We start from the raw sequence: 17,094 nt of genomic DNA, 5'->3' as shown, positions 1-17,094 counted from the left end.
GCAATTCTCCTAGCGCGGGGCCATGCGCAGGGCGCCGTCGAGGCGGATCACCTCGCCGTTGAGCATGGGGTTCTCGATGATGTGGCAGACCAGGGCGGCGAATTCCTCGCCGCGGCCGAGGCGCGGGGGAAAGGGCACGTTGGCGGCCAGGGCGTCGCGCACCTCGGGGGTCATGCCGGCCATCATGGGCGTCTCGAAGACGCCGGGCGCTATGGTCATGACCCGGATGCCCTGTCCGGCCAGTTCGCGCGCCGCCGGCAGGGTGAGCGCGGCGACGCCGCCCTTGGAAGCGGCATAGGCGGCCTGGCCGATCTGGCCATCGAAGGCAGCGATGGAGGCGGTGTTGACGATCACGCCGCGCTCACCGTCGGCATTGGCCTCGCCCTGGGCCATGGCCGCGGCGGCCAGGCGCAGGACATTGAAGCTGCCCACCAGGTTGACGTTGATGATGCGCGCGAAGGCGGCGAGATCGTGGGGACCATTGCGCCCGAGGATGCGTGCACCGCCCACGATGCCGGCGCAGTTGATCGCCCCCTGCAGACTGCCCCAGCGGGCCATCAGGGTATCCATGGCGGCGCTCAGAGCCTCGGCATCGGTCACGTCCACGGCCAGCGCCAGAGCCTGGTCGCCGAGCCGTTCGGCCTGGGCCTGCACGGCCTCGGCCTGGAGATCCAGCAGTGCCACCCGGGCGCCTGCCGCGATCAGTCCCTTGGCAGTGGCGGCGCCCAGGCCGGACCCGGCGCCGGTTACCAGAAAGGTTTGCTCGTCGATGCGCATGGTGGCACTCCCCAGGATGATGGATTCATCTTCGATCCTCGGCCGGGGTCGGACAAGGGCCGGAGCGCTCAGCCGTACCGAGCGATCCGGCCCCTCGCTCACCAGGGCAGGGCTTGCCCCTGGTAGTCGAGAAAGGCGCAGCCGCGCTGGCCGGCCCGCGCCTCGATCGTCGCCACCAGACCGGCGACGCTATCGGCCACCTCGACCGGCGCGCTGGACCCGCCCAGTTCGGTGCGCACCCAGCCCGGATGCAGCGCCAGTACGGCGAACGCCGGCTGCTGCCCGGCGACCCAGCTCTGCAGCAGGCTGTTGAGCGCTGCCTTGCTGGCACCATAGAGCGGCATCTCGGCGGCCCGCGCCAGGCTGACGCTGCCCATCTGCGAGCTCAAGCAGGCTGCCACCCCGGCCGCGGCCAGCCGCGGTGCCAGGGCCTCCAGCAACCGCAGGGGCGCCACGGCATTGGTCAGGAACAACTCGCCCAGCTCCGCGACGCTTGCCCGCTGCCCGTCCTCCTCCACCGGCCCCATGATGCCGGCATTGACGATCAGCCGCTCCAGCGAGCCAGAACGCGACTCTTCCAACAGTCGGGTGCCGAGGTCGGGATCGCATAGATCACCGGTCACTACCTGCAGGCGTCCCTTGGCGGTCGCGGCCATGGCATCCAAGGTGGCGTTCGGCGTTCGCACCACCGCCAACACCCGAGCACCCTGCGTCAGATAGCGCTCCACCAGCCCCAAACCTATGCCCCGCGAGGCACCTATCACCCAGACATTCATAGCCTTCTCCTCAGTCCATCAACGTGATGCGCAGATGCCGTTTCTTGCCCAGACTCACCCGCCGACCCACGTCGCTCAGCACCAGACGGCGGTCCGGATCGGCCACCGGCTGCTCGTCCAGGCGCAGGCCGCCGCCTTCCGCCAGGCGACGCACCGCACTGCGCGACGGTTGCACTCCCGCTTCGACCAGCAACTCGACCAGGGTGACGCCCGCGTCCAGTTGCCTGCGGCTCAAGGCGACCTCCGGCAACTGCCCGGCGCCGTCGCGATCGGCGAACACCTCGGCGGCGGCTGCCTCGGCCTCGCGTTGCGCCCGCTCGCCATGGGCCAGCCGGGTCGCCTCGTTGGCCAGCACGCTCTTCGCCAGGTTGATTTCCGCACCGCCGAGCGCGCCAAGCCGCCGCACCTCGTCCAGCGGCAATTCGGTAAACAACGCCAGGAAACGCTCGACGTCGGCATCGTCGCAGTTGCGCCAGAACTGCCAGAAATCGAAGGCCGACAGCCGCTCCTCGTTGAGCCAGACCGCGCCCTGGGCCGACTTGCCCATCTTGCGGCCGTCACGGGTGGCCAGCAGCGGCATGGTCAGGCCATGGAGCTGGGGACCGCCCTGCCGGCGCGACAGCTCCACGCCGTTGATGATGTTGGCCCACTGGTCGGCGCCGCCCAGCTGCAGGGTGCAGCCATAGCGCCGCGACAACTCGACGAAATCGTAGGCCTGCAGCAGGGTGTAGCCGAACTCCTCGAAGGACAGCGAGTGCTCGCGGTCGAGACGACTCCTGATGGCATCGAAGGTCAGCAGCCGGCTGATGGAAAAGTGCCGGCCGACCGCGCCAAGGAAATCTAGGTAGCCCAGGCCGTCGAGCCACTCGGCGTTGTCCACCACCTGGGCGCGGCCGTGGCCATCGCCCACTTCGAGATAGCGGTGAAAAGCCTTGGCGATGCCGGCCATGTTCAGGGCGATCTGGCCGTCGGTGAGCACCGGACGGCTGCTGTCGCGAAAGCTGGGATCACCGATGCGAGTGGTGGCGCCACCGATCAGCAGAAGGATGGGATGGCCGGCGCGCTGCAGCCAGCGCATCAGCATCAGGCCCTGCAGGTGGCCGACGTGGAGGCTGTCGGCGGTGGCGTCGAAGCCGAGATAGCCGGTCACCGGTCCCCTGGCAAAGGCGCGGGCGAGGCCGTCACGATCGGTGGTCTGGTGCACGAAGCCGCGGGCTTCGAGGGTGGCGAGCAGGTCTTGCTGGGTGCTGTCCATGGGGTCTCCTGTGGCTGGACGGTGCCAGGGAGACCGGAAGAAGTTGCCTTGACCGAGCCGCCCTAGGCGGTTCGGTCATGCAGCGCAGTACCTACCACCCGATATTGATCAGGTAGTAGTAATAGGCGCTGATGGGGCAAAGGAAGGTTCGCATGGGGCGTCACGCCACCGGCTCGCCCTGCGGTTGGCAACTGCGAACCGCTCGCACTGCCGCTTCGACCAGATGTCGCACCTCCCCTGGCAGGCGCTGAACGAACGGCGACAGTGGCGTTCCGACACCTGTCCTTTGCCAGCAGTATCGAGACGCAGAGATGAACGTACCCGCTCCACCCCTAGCGATCCCCCGCGCCAACGTGGCGTTTCCAGGTGTACCTGGACAAGGAAAACCCCTTGCGTGAGAGGATCCCTCAGATGAAAAGCATCACCCCGGCCAATCTGCTGCTGCTACTGCTTTGCCTCACGGTGCTGGCCTACGCGACCGACCTGATCGGCTAGTCCCGGCCTGGAACAATCTCAACGAGGCGTAGCTGGTGGTTGCCGTCCGGTGTCTCTTGGCCTAGCGTTCAGGCCGTGTCCGTCAGAGAACTACAGCGTCATGCCCAGCCAACTCTCCAGCACCGTCGAAAGCATCGAGCTGCTGGCGTCCCTGGATTCCGTCGCGGCGCTCCTGCGCGTCGTCTGTGATGTCAGCGGCCTTGGGGTCGCCACCGTCGCCGAGGTCACCGAGCAGCGCTGGATCGCCTGCGCGGTGGAGGATCGCATCGCCTTCGGCCTGCAACCCGGCGCCGAACTGGACCTCGAATCCACCCTTTGCAACCACGTACGCTCCTCCCACGACGCCGTGATCATCAGCGACGTGACCCAGAACCCCACCTACTGTGACCACCCGGCGCCCGGCCTCTATGGCTGGAAAAGCTACCTGTCGGTCCCGGTGTTTCGGCCCAACGGCACCTTTTTCGGCACGCTGTGCGCCTTTGATCCCCAGCCCGCACCGCTGCTGGAGCAGCGCCCGGTGATCGCTACCCTGGACGGCTTCGCCCGCCTGCTGGGCGAACTGCTCGCCCGCGAAGAGCAACGTCGCGAGGAAAGCCCCGGCCCGCGCGGCGACCACGATCTGGAACCCTTGCGCGAACAGCTGTTGGTGCTGTTGGAAGAGGATCTGCAGCGTCCTCTACGGGCGCTGGCTGCGCAGGATCCGTCCGCGGATACGCAGCAGATCTGGCACTGGCACAGCGAGGCGCGTCGCCTCGCCGAACGCAGCGCCGAGGCCGCCGACTTCGTGCGCGCGCGCCTGGGCCATGGCGTGCCCCTGAAACCGGCGCTGGTGGACAACGTCAATGAACGGCTCCTGGGCTTGTTCGCCACGCTGCAGACTCGCTTTCCTGGGCAGACATTGAGCAGCGAATTACCGGCCTTGCCGGCCGCCCTGCGCCTGGATCTGCCGCGCGTGCTGCAGGCGCTGGACGCCGTGCTGCAGCAGGTCGCCTCCCGCAATCCCCCTGGGGGCAGCCTGTTGCTGCGCGGCGCGATCAAAGAACGCTGCTATAGCCTTGTAGTGGAAAGCAGCACCGCCGTGGTGGATCCTGGCACTCTGGGCCAGCTGTTCCAGCCGGCGCTGAGCAAGGCCGACCTTGCGCAGCCCGCCCGCCTGGACCTGGGTCTCTATCTCGCCCAGGAAATCGCCCGCGGCCATGGCGGCAGCCTGGTCGCGCGCCTGGAAGCCGGCCACCTGAGATTCCTTCTTACCCTGCCCACTGCCCTGGATTGATGCCCTTGCCCTTCCCCTCTCCCTTGCTGGTGATCCGTCACGGCGAAACCGACTGGAACGCCAGCGGTCGCCTCCAGGGTCGCCAGGACATACCGCTCAACGCGCGCGGCCGTGCCCAGGCCGAAGCCGTGGGCCTGGCCCTGCGCGACCGTCTCGACGTCTCTCGCTTCGCCTGCCTGAGCAGTCCGCTGCGACGCGCCAGCGCAACGCTCGATCTGATCCTGGCGCAGCTGCCGGGCACGCCTAGAAGCCTGGGCCGCGATGCGCGCCTGGCGGAAAAGGCCTTTGGTGACTGGGAGGGACTGGACATGCCGACCATCGCCCAGCGCTATCCGGAGCAGCACGCCCGACGCGTCGCCGAGCCCTATACCTTTCGGGTACATGGTGGCGAAAGCTATGCCGATGCCGCCGAGCGGGTGCGCCCGCTGCTGGAAGAACTCCAGGGCCCCACGCTACTGGTGGCGCATGGCGCCCTGATCCGCAGCCTGCTGGTGGCGACCGGTCTGGCCAGCCCGGAGGTGGCGACCCGGATGGTCATCCACCAGGGTCGCTGGCTGGAACTCGATGCGGCCGGTTATGCGTGGTACAGCGCTCCTGGCTGGGACGAACAGTCCTAACTCAGCCGCCGGGCGAACTGGCTGACCGCGCCCACCACCTGGCGGGCGCCCTCCTGGATCTCTGTGATGCGCACCCCGGCGTTGCTCGCCAGGTGCAGCCCCTGCTCCGCCTGCTGGCGACTGGCGGCCATGTTGCTGACCGCGGTCTGTGCCAGTTGCTGATTCTGCTGCACCACCCCGACGATTTCTTCGGTGGCCTTGCTGGTGCGCCCGGCCAGTTGCCGGACCTCGTCGGCCACCACGGCGAAACCCCGGCCCTGCTCGCCCGCCCGGGCGGCTTCGATGGCGGCGTTGAGCGCCAGCAGATTGGTCTGCTCGGCGATACCGCTGATGGTCTTGACGATGGCGCTGATCACCAGCGACTGCTTGCCGAGGTCCTCGATGCCATTGGCAGCGACCTGGATCTCGTCGGCGATGCGCGTCATCACCGCCACCGTGTCCTGCACCACCGCCGCACCCTGGCGGGCGCTTTCGTCGGTGGTCTGGGAAATGTCGAAGGCGACCCGCGCGGCTTCGGCCACCGCCAGCTCCTGCTCCACCTGTTCGGTGATGACGGTGGCGAACTTGATGACCTTGTACAGCTCGCCGCGGGTGTTGAGCACCGGGTTGTAGGAGGCTTCCAGCCAGACCGTGCGGCCATGGCTGTCGATGCGCTTGAAGCGACTGGCCACGTAGTCACCCCGGTTGAGCCGTTCCCAGAAGGCGCGATAGTCGGCCGATTCGGCCTCTTCGCGGCTGCAGAACATCCGATGGTGCTTGCCGACGATCTGCGCCAGCGAATAGCCCATGCCCTGCAGGAAGCGCTCGTTGGCGGTGAGCACCTCGCCGGACAGGTTGAATTCGATCACCGCGGTGGAACGCAGCAGGGCATTGATGATGCCAGAATGCTCGGTGGAGATTTCCACCTGCTCGGTCCGGTCGTAGGCATAGCAGCGGATCTGCTTGACCTGGCCCTGGGTGTCGCGCACGGGCGTCCAGATCGCATAGAGCCAGGCAACGCCGCCCGTGCCGCGCAGCAACCGATAGATGCCGCTGGCCTGGTGACCTTCGCTGAAGCTGCGCTTCAGATCGCCGTAGCACACCAGCTTCTTCACGTAGTCCGGAATGATCTCGTCCAGATTCCGCCCGGTTAGGCTGCCAGGCGCGTAGCCCAGGCAGAGCGCGAAGTTCTCGTTGAAATCCTCGATCCGGCCCTGGGCGTCCAGCAGCAGATGCAGCGAATCCTGATGGAAGGCCGCGCTGACCTGGCGGTGTTCGGACAGTTCGGCTTCGAGATCGGCGATGCGGCGTTTGAGTGCGGAGTTGAACATGGGATCACCCAGGAAAGTTGTGTCTTCCTCTGGTTCGACGCGCCGCGGGATTTCTTGACAACGCGCTGATGAACGCCTGCACCCGGCTCCGGCAGGGGAAGCACGGGCGGCGCGCCCCGCCTGGCGGCCTCCGGCAAACACCACTCGCTCTAGCCTGCCGGTACCGCTTCGATGAAGGACGCCTTCGGCGGCTGACAAAGCCATGGGCAATCCGTTACCCGACCGTTCGACGAAGCGACGAGCGGTATCGTCAAACTGCCGCAGCCACGCGCTGCGGAAGGGTCTGCGGGGCCTGACCTTCCAGACGTTTCACCAGCGCGCCGAGGTCGATCAGGGTCGCCTGGCGACTGCTGCCCGCGGATCCTACGCCCACCCAGCTCTGCGCCCGCTGCGCCGGTACCGCCCCGCCCTCCCCTGGCAACTGCCAGCTGCGCGCCAGGGCATCGGCGCGCAACTCGGTAAAGGCCTCGATGGCCTCGACCCGCTGCACCACGAAACCCAGACGCTGGCGTTGCCCTTCCACCACGATCACCTGATCGCCGGGGCCGGGCTCGACCGCCACCGCGCCGGCCAGGGTGCGCAGGCAGACCAGGGTGATCTGCTGGCCGCGGACCTCCATCAATCCCAGCAGCCGCGGATCCCGCTGGCCGAGCCGCAGGAAGTGCGCCGGCAGCGGCAGGACCTCGGCCACCTGCTCCAGCGGGACGGCGAACAGCAATTCGGCGAGAAAGGTCAGGCACGGCTGGCGGCGGACCTGACGGCGCTCTTCGCGCAACAGGTCGCGATCGGTGCGATAGATCCGCGCATAGGCGACCGCCGCCTCCTGGCACCCCAGGGCCAGGTGATCGATCACGATGGCCGCCTCGCCCTCCGCGGCGCTGAACACCCCGCGCAACAGCCCGGGCCGTTCCAGCCCGAAGCCAAGCAGCGGCGCGCACTGCGCCGGATCCCGGCGCCACATGCCGAGCAGCCGCTGGAAGCCGAAGGCCACCCGATACTGACCCTGATCGCCCGCCGCCAGCACCAGCAGCTGCTCATGGTGACCTTTGGCGGGCGTGGCCAGGCCCAGCAGCTCGGACAGTTCCAGCACCGGCAAGGCCTGGCCTCTCAGCTGCACCTGGTAGCGACAGCTGTCGCTGGCGAATTCGCTGGGCGTCAGCTGCGGTCGATCCACCAGCTCCTGCACCACCGCCGCATCCAGGCACAGGCGCCGCCCATCGCACTCGAACAGCAGATAGAGCCGCTCCTCTTCCGTGCCGATGGCGGCCTGCCGCTGTACCGCCGGCGACCTGTCGGCACTGACCTCGAAGCCCGGCAAGGCGGCCAGGGCCGGCAGATCCAGCAGATGCACCAACCGGCCGGTCTCCGCCTGCAGATGCACCTGTCCCAGCAGGCGCCCGGGCGCCCCCTGCAATTGCACGATGGCCTCATCCGCCAGCTTGAGGATGTCCACCACTCCATCGATGGCCAGGCCGAAGCGTCCACCCCCATGACGGATCACGGCGATCCGGCGCTCGTGCTCGACCGCCGGCAATCCCAGCAGGCGATGACCGTCCACCAGCGGCAGCGGCTGGCCGCCCAGCTCGAAAAGGCCTAGCAGCCAGGGCACCGGACTCGGATGAGCGGCCAGGCGCTCCGGCCAGGGCACCACGCGTTCCAGGGCCTGGGCGGACAGGGCGACTTCCAGTTCGCCGATCCGCACGACACCCTGGGTCGCGGTCACGATCGCGCTCCCCCGGTCACCGGCGTGAGTGTGGTGGCCGCGTCCAGCTCCTGGATCAGTTGATTGACCCGCGCCGCATCCTCGAGCTGGGCCGCGGTGGAGCCGTTGATGGCCTCGATGGACTGCTGGGTCTTGCCCACCCCTTCGGCGATCAGGCCGAAGGCCTCGCCCACGCTGCGCGAGATCTCGCTGCCCTGAGCGATGCTCTTCACCGACTCCAGGATCAGCTTGTTGATCTCCTTGGTCGCCTGGGACGACTTCTCGGCCAGCTTGCGGACCTCATCGGCCACCACCGAGAAGCCCAGGCCGTGCTCGCCGGCGCGGGCCGCCTCGATGGCGGCGTTGAAGGCCAGCATGTTGGTCTGGTTGGCGATGTCGCTGATCACCTGGACGATGTCCTGGATGCCCCCGGCGGTGGTGCCTATGGCCTCCATGGCGTCCAGCGAGCGGCTCAGGGTCAGGGAACCGCGCTCGGCTTCCTCCAGGGTGCGTCGGGCCATGCGGTTGGCGTCGTCGGTGGTCTCGGCGATCTGGTTGATGGAGCGGGTCAGGGCGTGCAGCGACAGATTCATCTGCTCGATCTTCTGCCGCAGGTGCTGCTCCAGCTCCACCTGGCGAGTGATATCGGTGGCGAACTTCACCACCTTGTGCACCTGGCCGTCGGCGTCGAAGATGGGGTTGTAGGTGGCCTGGATCCAGATCCGCTGGCCGAACTTGCTCAGCCGCATGAAGCGCCCGCCAAACACCTCGCCCTGGGCCAGCCGCGCCCAGAACTCGCGGTACTCGCCGGAGGCGACGTGCTCCGCCTCGCAGAAGATGCGGTGATGCTGGCCGCGGATCTCTTCCAGGCGATAACCCAGGGTCGCCAGGAAGTTGCGGTTGGCTTCGAGGATCGTGCCGGTCAGGTCGAATTCGATCACCGCCTGGCCCCGGTCGACGGCCGCCACCTTGCCGGCGTAGTCGCTGTTGCGAATCTGGCTCTCGGTGATGTCCACGGCGAACTTCACCACCTTGCACGGCTTGCCGTCGGCGTCGAAGATCGGGTTGTAGGTGGCCTGGATCCAGATCTCGTCGCCCCGGCTGTTGCGTCTCTTGTACACTCCGGCGTCGAATTCGCCCCGCGCCAGCTTATCCCAGAACAGCCGGTACTCCGCGGAACGGGCATAGTCGTCGGGACAGAAGATGCGGTGATGCTTGCCCGCCACTTCATCGGCCTGGTAACCGAGGGCCAGCAGGAAGTTGCGGTTGGCGGTGAGCACCGTGCCGTCGAGGGAAAACTCGGCGATGGCCTGGGAGCGGTCAATGGCCGCCACCTTGCCTTCGTAGTCGCTGTTGCGCAGCTGACTCTCGGTGACGTCGCTGGCGAACTTGACCACCTTGTACGGCTTGCCCTCCGCATCGAGGATGGGGTTGTAGGTGGCCTGGATCCACACCTGGCGGCCGTCGCTGGCGCGTCTCTTGTACAGTCCGGCATCGAAGTCGCCGCGACCGAGCTTTTCCCAGAACAGCCGATAGCCCGGCGAGCGGGCAAGCTCGGGTTCGCAGAAGATCCGGTGATGCTTGCCGCGCACCTCGTCCAGGCTGTAACCCAGAGCCGACAGGAAGTTCTCGTTGGCCGTCAGGATGTTGCCGTGCAGATCGAATTCGATCACCGCCTGGGCCCGGTCGATGGCGGCCATCTTGCCTACGAATTCGGCGGCCTGCAGTTGCGCATCGGTCACATCGATGGCGAACTTCACCACCTTGTAAGGTTGACCTTCGCTGTCGAGGATGGGGTTGTAGGTGGCCTGGATCCAGATCGGCCGCCCATCGCGGCGGATGCGCTTGTAGACCCCGGTGTCGAAGACACCCTGCCCCAGGCGATTCCACAGCAGGGCGTACTCCGCCGAACGCGCGTAGTCGGCCGGGCACATCAGGCTGTGATGACGCCCGCGCAACTCGTCCAGCGCATAGCCGGTCATGCCTAGGAAGTTGTCATTGGCCCAGAGCACGTTGCCCTGCAGATCGAATTCGATCACCGCCTGAGAGCGATGGATGGCTTCGATCTTGCCTTCGTACTCGACCGCCTGCAGCCGCGTCTCGGTGATGTCGGTGGCGAACTTGATGATGCGCTGCGGACGCCCCTGTGCATCCAGCAACGGATTGTAGGTGGCGCGGATCCACCTCAGGCTGCCGTCCTTGTGCTTGCGGTGATAGACACCGCTGTGGAACTCGCCGCGCGCCAACGCCGCCCAAAAGTCCTGATAGTCCTCGCTCTCCGCCACCCCGGGCGGGCAGAACAGGCGGTGCTGCCGCCCGCTGATCTCGTCGAGGTGATAGCCGAAGGTCTGCAGGAAGTTTTGGTTGGCGTGTAGGATCGTGCCCTGCAGATCGAACTCGATCACCGCCAGGGAGCGGTCCAGCGCCTGGCGCAGGGCGTGGTAGGCGGAGGCATCGTCGACAGCGGCGGATTCGGCAGAGGCGGAAAACATGGGCAGCTCCAGGAGAGGACTCGGCAAACAGGTTATCGGAAATCGCGATAACAAATTGAGTACCGCCTATCCTAGAGATGTTTTCTCCTGGCGGATCGCCAGTAGTCGTCCGATGAACGACCTTAAGTTTTCCCGCCGTCGTTCAGGCCACCAGCTTGGTGCCTATGACCAGCAGCATGATCGCCAGACAGGGTCGCAGCACGCCATCCGGTACGCGTCCGGAGAGATGGCTGCCCAGGAAGATCCCCGGCAAGGACCCCAGCAGCAGAAAGCCCAGGACATGCCAGTCCAGATTGCCCAACCCGGCGTGACCGAGTCCCGCCACCAGCGTCAGGGGTACCGCATGGGCGATCTCGGTACCGACCAGGCGCCGGGTCGCCATCAGCGGATAGAGCAGGAACAGCGCCACCGTGCCCAGGGCCCCAGCGCCGATGGAAGTCAGGGTCACCATGAAGCCCAGCCCTGCGCCGGTAAGCACCGTCAGGGCATTGAGCCGCCTGGCACTCAGGTGAAATCTGTCGCTGGCATGGCGGCTGGCAAAGGCGAAGATCTGCTTTTTGAAGAGAATGGCCAGGGCCGTCAAAAGCAGCACGATGCCCAGGGCATGCTTGATGAGGGCATTGGTGGCGTGCTGATCACCGGGCAGCAGCGCCAGGGCGAGTAGCGTCAGGGCGGCGGTGGGTACGCTGCCGGCGGCCAGCCAGCCGGTCACCGTCCAGTCGATGTTGCGGTTGCGCTGGTGAACGAAGACGCCGCCCGCCTTGGTGATGGCGGCATAGAGCAGATCGGTGCCTACCGCTGCCGCGGGGTTGATCCCGAACCAGAGCAGGATGGGGGTCATCAGCGAGCCACCACCCACGCCCGTCATGCCAACGATGAAGCCAACCACCAGCCCCGCGATCACGAAGCCCAACGCCCCTACTTCCATTACAGCCCCAATTGCCGTTGTCGGCTCATCTTGCGGCCGCACAGGATAACCACTCAGGTTATACCGACCTATATTGAAAGGGTCTTTGCTTATAACCGATAACACTAGATTCCCGGTCAGCGGCTCTGGTGGGCATTCAGATAGGCCGCGACCTCTTCGTCGCCATAGCCGGCGCGCCGGGCATGCGCCTCGATGGCGGCACGGCAGGCGGGATCGTTAACGGTCGCCGGCATGACGGTGCCGCAGGGCGCCAGGCTCGCCTGCGCCAGGAAGCTCTCGAGATCCTGCTTGTGTTCGTCCGCGACCGAATGGGTACCCGTGGTGGGGGCATGGGCCGCTACCGGCGGCGTCGTGGTCGCCACCACGGCGGGCTCGCTGCTGGTCGAATCACTGCGGTGGGTGGTGGCCACTGCAGCCACTACCAGCAGGCCGAAACCTGCGGTCAACACCAGCAACTTGCGAGTTGAAGTCCCGCTCATGATTTCTTCTTCCCTATGAAAAAGCTGACATCTCGAACCTGAAAACGACGTGGGCTGCCGAAAGTCCGACTTTTAACCAATCAAGTCAGACAATATTTTTCCAGTCTGTGTTCAGTCAAAGGCGGCGCATGCCACACTCGGCGGTATCAGGAGACAGGAGCGGCTCATGCAGCACAAGGATTTCATCGGCCCCCGGTTGCGCCAGCTCAGCGCGGACCTTTCGCTCGCCGATCGCCTGGCGGAGAGTGCCCAGGTCGATCTCAATGCCGACCTGAAGCGCCGCGTCCGGGAAGACCTCGAACGGGCGCTACGCGAGGTCGGTCAGCTCAGCGAAGAGCAGACGCTCTGGCTGAACTGGGCGACCAGCTAACCTGGCACGCCCGCCGTCGTCGCGCTGTAATGCGCGGCTGCTATCTGTAGCGGCATCCATCCTCTGGAGCCGAGCATGAAAGCGGATTACGAAATCAGTGACGACATCGCCCACTTCGTGGGGGGCGCCTTGATCAGCCTGGTGCTGCTCAGTGGCGGAGCCATCGGCGGCGCCCTGTTCCTGCTGGCCGAGACCTTCAACTGACCGTCCGTCGCCAGGCCCGCCGCTCTTGCAGCAGTCGCGAGGCCGTCCTTGACCGGGTGGGTGTTCGACCGCGCAGCCGTCACTCGCCCCGAATCCGCCCGCATCTTGCATTACCCGCCCGCCGCATTAGTCTTGAAAGTGCCAATAACAATTAGTGCAGACGGCAAGAGGTCGGATCATGCGAACCCAACTGACCCGCTCGATCACCCTGTTCGACAGCCCTGATCATCAGCCTGCAACCGCAGAGGTCTCCTCCGCGCCGGGCAATCGCAAGCGCAACCTGCAGAAGTGGACCAGGGCCCTGGTATTCGGTACCCCGCTCGCCTTCGCGCTCTGCGCACCGCTGCTGCGGCATCTGCACTGAGGCCGGGTACCCGCTCAAACGCTTGCGACCCGCTGGCCGCCGCCTGAATCGCAGGCACAAAAAAACCGGCGCTGGGCCGGTCTTCTGCTGTGCATCTTGATTGGTGCGGACGGAGAGACTCGAACTCTCACACCTTGCGGCGCCAGAACCTAAATCTGGTGTGTCTACCAATTCCACCACGTCCGCGAGACGCTTGAAAGACGAACGCCAGACACGAGGTCTGGCGTTCGCTGAATATGGGGTGGACGATGGGAATCGAACCCACGACACCAGGAGCCACAATCCTGTGCTCTACCAACTGAGCTACGCCCACCATATCTTACGTGCTTGCCGTCGCCGAACCGCCAATGGCGCGCCCGGCAGGACTCGAACCTGCGACCATCCGCTTAGAAGGCGGATGCTCTATCCAGCTGAGCTACGGGCGCCTGTTACGGCAGCTGCCCTAGCAGAGACCTCCTTGGTGAGAAGCCTCTTGCCTGGCCCTTGTCAGTGACTTGGGCTGTGCTCGGCAAGCGGGGCGAATGTTATAAAGCTCCCGCCGACCCGTCAACTAATTTTTAAAAAATTTTTAAGCAGAAGAATGAGTTAGCCGCCGCAGAGGCTTCTCTGTTGCCAGCGGGCCCGTCCATGCGAAAATAGCCGACCCTTTTCCGTCACCACCAGAAATCGCCCATGACCGCCCAACTGATCGACGGCAAGTCCATTGCCGCCCGCCTGCGCCAGGATATTGCCCAGCGAGTTTCTCAACGTCGTAGCGCCGGACTGCGCGCCCCTGGCCTCGCCGTCATCCTGGTCGGCACCGATCCCGCCTCGAGCGTCTATGTGGCGCACAAGCGCAAGGATTGCCAAGAAGTCGGTTTCGACTCCTATGCCCATGACCTGCCGGCCAGCACGACCCAGGCAGAACTGGAAGCCCTGATCGACCGGCTCAACGACGACACCAGCGTCGACGGCATCCTGCTGCAGTTGCCGCTGCCCGCGCACCTGGATGCCACCCAGCTGCTGGAACGCATCCGCACCGACAAGGACGTCGACGGCTTCCATCCCTACAACCTGGGTCGCCTGGCACAGCGCAATCCCCAGCTGCGCCCCTGCACCCCCAAGGGCATCATGACGCTGCTGCACAGCACCGGCGTCGACCTCTATGGGCTGGATGCGGTGGTGGTCGGCGCCTCCAACATCGTCGGTCGGCCCATGGCGCTGGAACTGTTGCTGGCCGGTTGCACCGCCACCGTGACCCACAGATTCACCCGCTCCCTCGAACACCACGTCAGCCAGGCCGATCTGGTGGTGGTGGCCGTGGGCAAGCCGGGACTGGTCAAGGGTGAATGGATCAAGCCCGGCGCCATCGTCATCGACGTGGGCATCAATCGCCAGGCCGATGGCCGCCTGGTAGGCGACGTGGAGTTCGACAGCGCCTGTGAGCGGGCCAGCTGGATCACCCCGGTTCCCGGCGGCGTCGGCCCGATGACGCGGGCCTGCCTGCTGGAAAACACGCTGTACGCGGCCGAGCAGCTGCACAGCTAGCAAAACGGGCCCCGCGGGGCCCGTTCTTCATTCAGCCGACCCTCAGGGCAGCCAGGACTTCACGCGATCCGGATGGGCAGCGATCCAGGCCTTGGCGGCCTCTTCCGGCTTCTTGCCCTCTTCCACGGCCAGCATCACCTCGTTCACCTCACCCGGCTGCCAGGCGAACTTCTTCAGGAGATCCCAGACCGGCTTGGCCTTGGCTTCCAGCGCGGGGTTGGCCACGGTGTCCACGTGCTCGGAGCCACCGAACACGCCCTTGGGATCCTCGAGGAACTTCAGCTTCCACTTGGCGAACATCCAGTGCGGCACCCAGCCCGTCACCACGACCGGCTTCTGGTCCTTCTCGGCCCGGGTCAGCTCGGCAATCATGCCGCTACCGGAACTGGCCACCAGCTTGTAGTCCAGGCCATAGTCCTTGATCGCCTGGTCGGCCTTGAGCATGACCCCGGCACCGGCATCGATGCCGACGATACGGCCACCGAAGTCGGCCTTCTGCGCCTGCAGATCGGCGATGCTATTGGCCTTGACGTACTCCGGCACGATCAGACCGATCTTGGCGTCGGGGGTATTGACGTTCAGATCGACCACCTGGTCCTTCATCTTCTCGTAGTAGGCGCCATGGGTGACCGGCAACCAGGCGGACAGCATGGCGTCGAGTTTGCCGCGCGCGACGCCCTGCCACATGATGCCGGCGGCAACCGGCATGAGCTTGACCTCGTAGCCCAGATTCTGGCGGATCACTTCAGCTGCGGTATGGGTCGTGGCCACGCTGTCGGCCCAGCCATCGACGTAGCCGATGGTGATTTCCGGCTTGGCCGCCTGGGCCAGGCTCATGGCCGAGGTCAAGGCGACACCGAGTCCTATTCCCAACAGTTTCTTCACCATGCTCATGCAGCAGTCCTCTCGCTATGGAAGTCGGGCGGTTGCCCCACTCCCATCATTCGGGCAATGCAAGATGGCCACTACCGCCTGGGCGACGCATAACGACCGGTTAGCGACAAAGGCTGCACTTTTAACGACATGCGATGTCGCTTGACGCAGCCCGTCGACCGCTCTGTAATCGACGCCTCGCAGAAACCCGCACCTGCCGATGCAACCTATTGGCGGGCCGTTGTCTTACCTACGCTCTCAAGCCCTCTGAAAGGACTCTGTCCATGCGTCTTTCGTTGCGCGTCGCCGCCCTGCTGGGCGCGCTGTTTTCCGGCCTCTGGGGCACCGCGCACGCGGCCGCCGAAGTGGATGCCGCCACCTATGGCTATCCACTGGTCAATCCTTTCGAAGCCACCATCGTCACCACGCCGGAAAAATTCCGTCCCGAGCTGCCGCCCGAAAGCACCATCGACCAGGATGACTACAGCCTCAACCTGCGTCCGGAGCGGGAATACCAGCTGCCCGGCAACTTCTGGCCGGTGAAGAAATTCCACTACCGCCTCGCGCGCCAGGATCATCCGGCACCGCTGATCTTCCTGATCGCCGGCACCGGCGCCAACTATTCCTCGAGTACCCAGGAATACCTCAAGCGCCTGTATTACGCCGCCGGCTACCACGTGGTGCAGCTGTCCTCGCCCACCAGCTGGGACTTCATGGTGTCGGTGTCGCGCACCGCCACCCCGGGCTATACCCCGCACGATGCCGAGGATCTCTATCGCGCCATGCAGGCGGTGCGCGCCCAGCATCCCAAGCTGCCGGTCACCGACTACTACCTGACCGGCTACAGCCTGGGCGGCCTGGACGCCGCCTTCGTCTCCTACCTGGACGAGAGCCAGCGCAGCTTCAACTTCAAGAAGGTGCTGATGGTCAATCCGCCGGTCAATCTGCTGACCTCGGTACGCAACCTGGATCGCCTGGTGCAGACCGAGGTGAAGGGTGTCACCAACAACCGCACCTTCTACGAGCTGATCCTGTCGAAGCTGACCCGCTACTTCCAGGAGAAGGGCTACGTCGACTTCAACGACGCCGTGGTGCGTGACTTCCAGCGCTCGCCGGAGCGACTGAGCAACGAAGAACTGGCCATGCTGATCGGCTCGTCCTTCCGCTTCTCGGCGGCCGACATCGCCTTCACGTCCGACCTGATCAACCGCCGCGGCCTGATCACCCCGCCGACCTACCCCATCACCGAGGGCACCAGTCTGACGCGCTTCTTCGCCCGTTCGCTGCAGTGCGACTTCGACTGCTACATGACCGAGCAGGTGATGCCGTTCTGGCAGAAGAACTTCAAGGGGCAGAACCTCGACGATCTGGCGCGCAAGTCCAGCCTCATCGCGCTGGAAGACTATCTGAAGAGCAGCCCGAAGATCGGCGTCATGCACAATGCCGACGACATCATCCTCGGCCCGGGCGACCTCGGTTTCCTGCGCAAGACCTTTGGCGATCGCTTGACCGTCTATCCCCACGGCGGCCATTGCGGCAATCTCAACTACCGCGTCAACGCGAACGCCATGCTGGAGTTCTTCGCCCGTGGTTAAGTCCCTGCTCGCTCTCCTCCTGATGGCCAGTGCCTCGGTCTTCGCCGCCGAATCGAG

Annotated in this window: 15 protein-coding genes, 3 tRNA genes and 2 pseudogenes; 7 read left to right on the top strand and 13 right to left on the bottom strand. The window is 65.6% G+C overall.

Going from position 1 to position 17,094, the window contains the following annotated elements:
* Nucleotides 1-9: 9 nt before the first annotated feature.
* The 3 genes from PVZ77_RS22130 to tyrS form a co-directional block, all read right to left on the bottom strand.
* Entirely contained in the window at nt 10-777 is a 768-nt protein-coding gene (locus PVZ77_RS22130; RefSeq protein WP_273809610.1) for an SDR family NAD(P)-dependent oxidoreductase, read from the bottom strand.
* A gap of 98 nt (nt 778-875) precedes the next feature.
* The gene (locus PVZ77_RS22125) at nt 876-1,553 is read right to left on the bottom strand and encodes an SDR family oxidoreductase (protein ID WP_273809609.1); all 678 of its coding nucleotides are present in this window, start codon (nt 1,551-1,553) and stop codon (nt 876-878) included.
* Nucleotides 1,554-1,563: 10 nt separating this feature from the next.
* The gene (tyrS, locus tag PVZ77_RS22120; RefSeq protein ID WP_273809607.1) at nt 1,564-2,808 is read right to left on the bottom strand and encodes a tyrosine--tRNA ligase; all 1,245 of its coding nucleotides are present in this window, start codon (nt 2,806-2,808) and stop codon (nt 1,564-1,566) included.
* Nucleotides 2,809-3,403: 595 nt separating this feature from the next.
* Here tyrS and PVZ77_RS22115 point away from each other — a divergent pair.
* Entirely contained in the window at nt 3,404-4,576 is a 1,173-nt protein-coding gene (locus tag PVZ77_RS22115; RefSeq protein ID WP_273809605.1) for a sensor histidine kinase, read from the top strand.
* 5 nt (nt 4,577-4,581) lie between these two features.
* Nucleotides 4,582-5,193 carry a histidine phosphatase family protein gene (locus PVZ77_RS22110; RefSeq protein ID WP_273809604.1) on the top strand — a complete coding sequence of 204 codons (612 nt, stop codon included), beginning with the start codon at nt 4,582-4,584 and terminating at the stop codon, nt 5,191-5,193.
* Here PVZ77_RS22110 and PVZ77_RS26225 read toward each other — a convergent pair.
* The 6 genes and pseudogenes from PVZ77_RS26225 to PVZ77_RS22085 all read right to left on the bottom strand — a co-directional run.
* Nucleotides 5,190-5,627, bottom strand: a pseudogene (locus PVZ77_RS26225) (methyl-accepting chemotaxis protein); the annotation flags it as partial. The gene PVZ77_RS22110 and the pseudogene PVZ77_RS26225 overlap by 4 nt on opposite strands.
* A gap of 105 nt (nt 5,628-5,732) precedes the next feature.
* Nucleotides 5,733-6,503, bottom strand: a pseudogene (locus PVZ77_RS26220) (PAS domain-containing protein); the annotation flags it as partial.
* Between the two features lie 250 nt (nt 6,504-6,753).
* Complete coding sequence (locus PVZ77_RS22100; protein WP_273809601.1) at nt 6,754-8,226, bottom strand: chemotaxis protein CheW; 1,473 nt, start codon at nt 8,224-8,226, stop codon at nt 6,754-6,756.
* Nucleotides 8,223-10,697: a methyl-accepting chemotaxis protein gene (locus tag PVZ77_RS22095; RefSeq protein WP_273809599.1), complete on the bottom strand. Its 2,475-nt coding sequence runs from the start codon at nt 10,695-10,697 to the stop codon at nt 8,223-8,225. Before PVZ77_RS22095 ends, PVZ77_RS22100 begins: the two co-directional genes overlap by 4 nt.
* Nucleotides 10,698-10,839: 142 nt before the next feature.
* Nucleotides 10,840-11,625, bottom strand: coding sequence for a sulfite exporter TauE/SafE family protein (locus tag PVZ77_RS22090; RefSeq protein WP_273809597.1), 786 nt, complete (start codon nt 11,623-11,625; stop codon nt 10,840-10,842).
* A 116-nt stretch (nt 11,626-11,741) separates the two neighbouring features.
* A complete protein-coding gene (locus PVZ77_RS22085; RefSeq protein WP_133859333.1) occupies nt 11,742-12,104 on the bottom strand; it encodes a hypothetical protein in 363 nt (120 codons plus the stop codon).
* Nucleotides 12,105-12,270: 166 nt separating this feature from the next.
* On the opposite strand from PVZ77_RS22085, the gene PVZ77_RS22080 reads away from it, so the two are divergent.
* The 3 genes from PVZ77_RS22080 (at nt 12,271) to PVZ77_RS22070 (ending at nt 13,042) form a co-directional block, all read left to right on the top strand.
* Entirely contained in the window at nt 12,271-12,474 is a 204-nt protein-coding gene (locus PVZ77_RS22080; protein WP_133859334.1) for a hypothetical protein, read from the top strand.
* 75 nt (nt 12,475-12,549) lie between these two features.
* Nucleotides 12,550-12,678 (top strand): hypothetical protein, encoded by a 129-nt coding sequence (locus PVZ77_RS22075; protein ID WP_273809594.1) that lies wholly within the window; start codon nt 12,550-12,552, stop codon nt 12,676-12,678.
* Nucleotides 12,679-12,856: 178 nt separating this feature from the next.
* Nucleotides 12,857-13,042: a hypothetical protein gene (locus PVZ77_RS22070; protein ID WP_273809592.1), complete on the top strand. Its 186-nt coding sequence runs from the start codon at nt 12,857-12,859 to the stop codon at nt 13,040-13,042.
* A 101-nt stretch (nt 13,043-13,143) separates the two neighbouring features.
* On the opposite strand, the gene PVZ77_RS22065 is transcribed toward PVZ77_RS22070, so the two are convergent.
* From PVZ77_RS22065 to PVZ77_RS22055, 3 genes are all read right to left on the bottom strand, one after another.
* Nucleotides 13,144-13,228: transfer RNA gene (locus PVZ77_RS22065), tRNA-Leu, on the bottom strand.
* Nucleotides 13,229-13,279: 51 nt separating this feature from the next.
* Nucleotides 13,280-13,355, bottom strand: a tRNA-His gene (locus tag PVZ77_RS22060).
* A gap of 35 nt (nt 13,356-13,390) precedes the next feature.
* A tRNA-Arg gene (locus PVZ77_RS22055) sits at nt 13,391-13,467 on the bottom strand.
* 247 nt (nt 13,468-13,714) lie between these two features.
* Between PVZ77_RS22055 and folD the strand changes: the two genes are divergently transcribed.
* Nucleotides 13,715-14,569: a bifunctional methylenetetrahydrofolate dehydrogenase/methenyltetrahydrofolate cyclohydrolase FolD gene (gene folD, locus PVZ77_RS22050; RefSeq protein ID WP_273809590.1), complete on the top strand. Its 855-nt coding sequence runs from the start codon at nt 13,715-13,717 to the stop codon at nt 14,567-14,569.
* 42 nt (nt 14,570-14,611) lie between these two features.
* Here folD and PVZ77_RS22045 read toward each other — a convergent pair whose 3' ends face one another.
* Nucleotides 14,612-15,457, bottom strand: a complete 846-nt coding sequence (locus tag PVZ77_RS22045; protein WP_405046280.1) for a glycine betaine ABC transporter substrate-binding protein — start codon at nt 15,455-15,457, stop codon at nt 14,612-14,614.
* 269 nt (nt 15,458-15,726) lie between these two features.
* Here PVZ77_RS22045 and PVZ77_RS22040 point away from each other — a divergent pair, with 269 nt between their 5' ends.
* Nucleotides 15,727-17,037 (top strand): alpha/beta fold hydrolase, encoded by a 1,311-nt coding sequence (locus PVZ77_RS22040; protein ID WP_273809585.1) that lies wholly within the window; start codon nt 15,727-15,729, stop codon nt 17,035-17,037.
* Nucleotides 17,038-17,094 lie beyond the last annotated feature (57 nt).

The organism is Pseudomonas sp. SHLD1, from assembly GCF_028640935.1.
GTDB classification, from domain to species: domain Bacteria; phylum Pseudomonadota; class Gammaproteobacteria; order Pseudomonadales; family Pseudomonadaceae; genus Chryseomonas; species Chryseomonas aestiva.
This window is presented reverse-complemented; position numbering and strand designations above follow the sequence as displayed.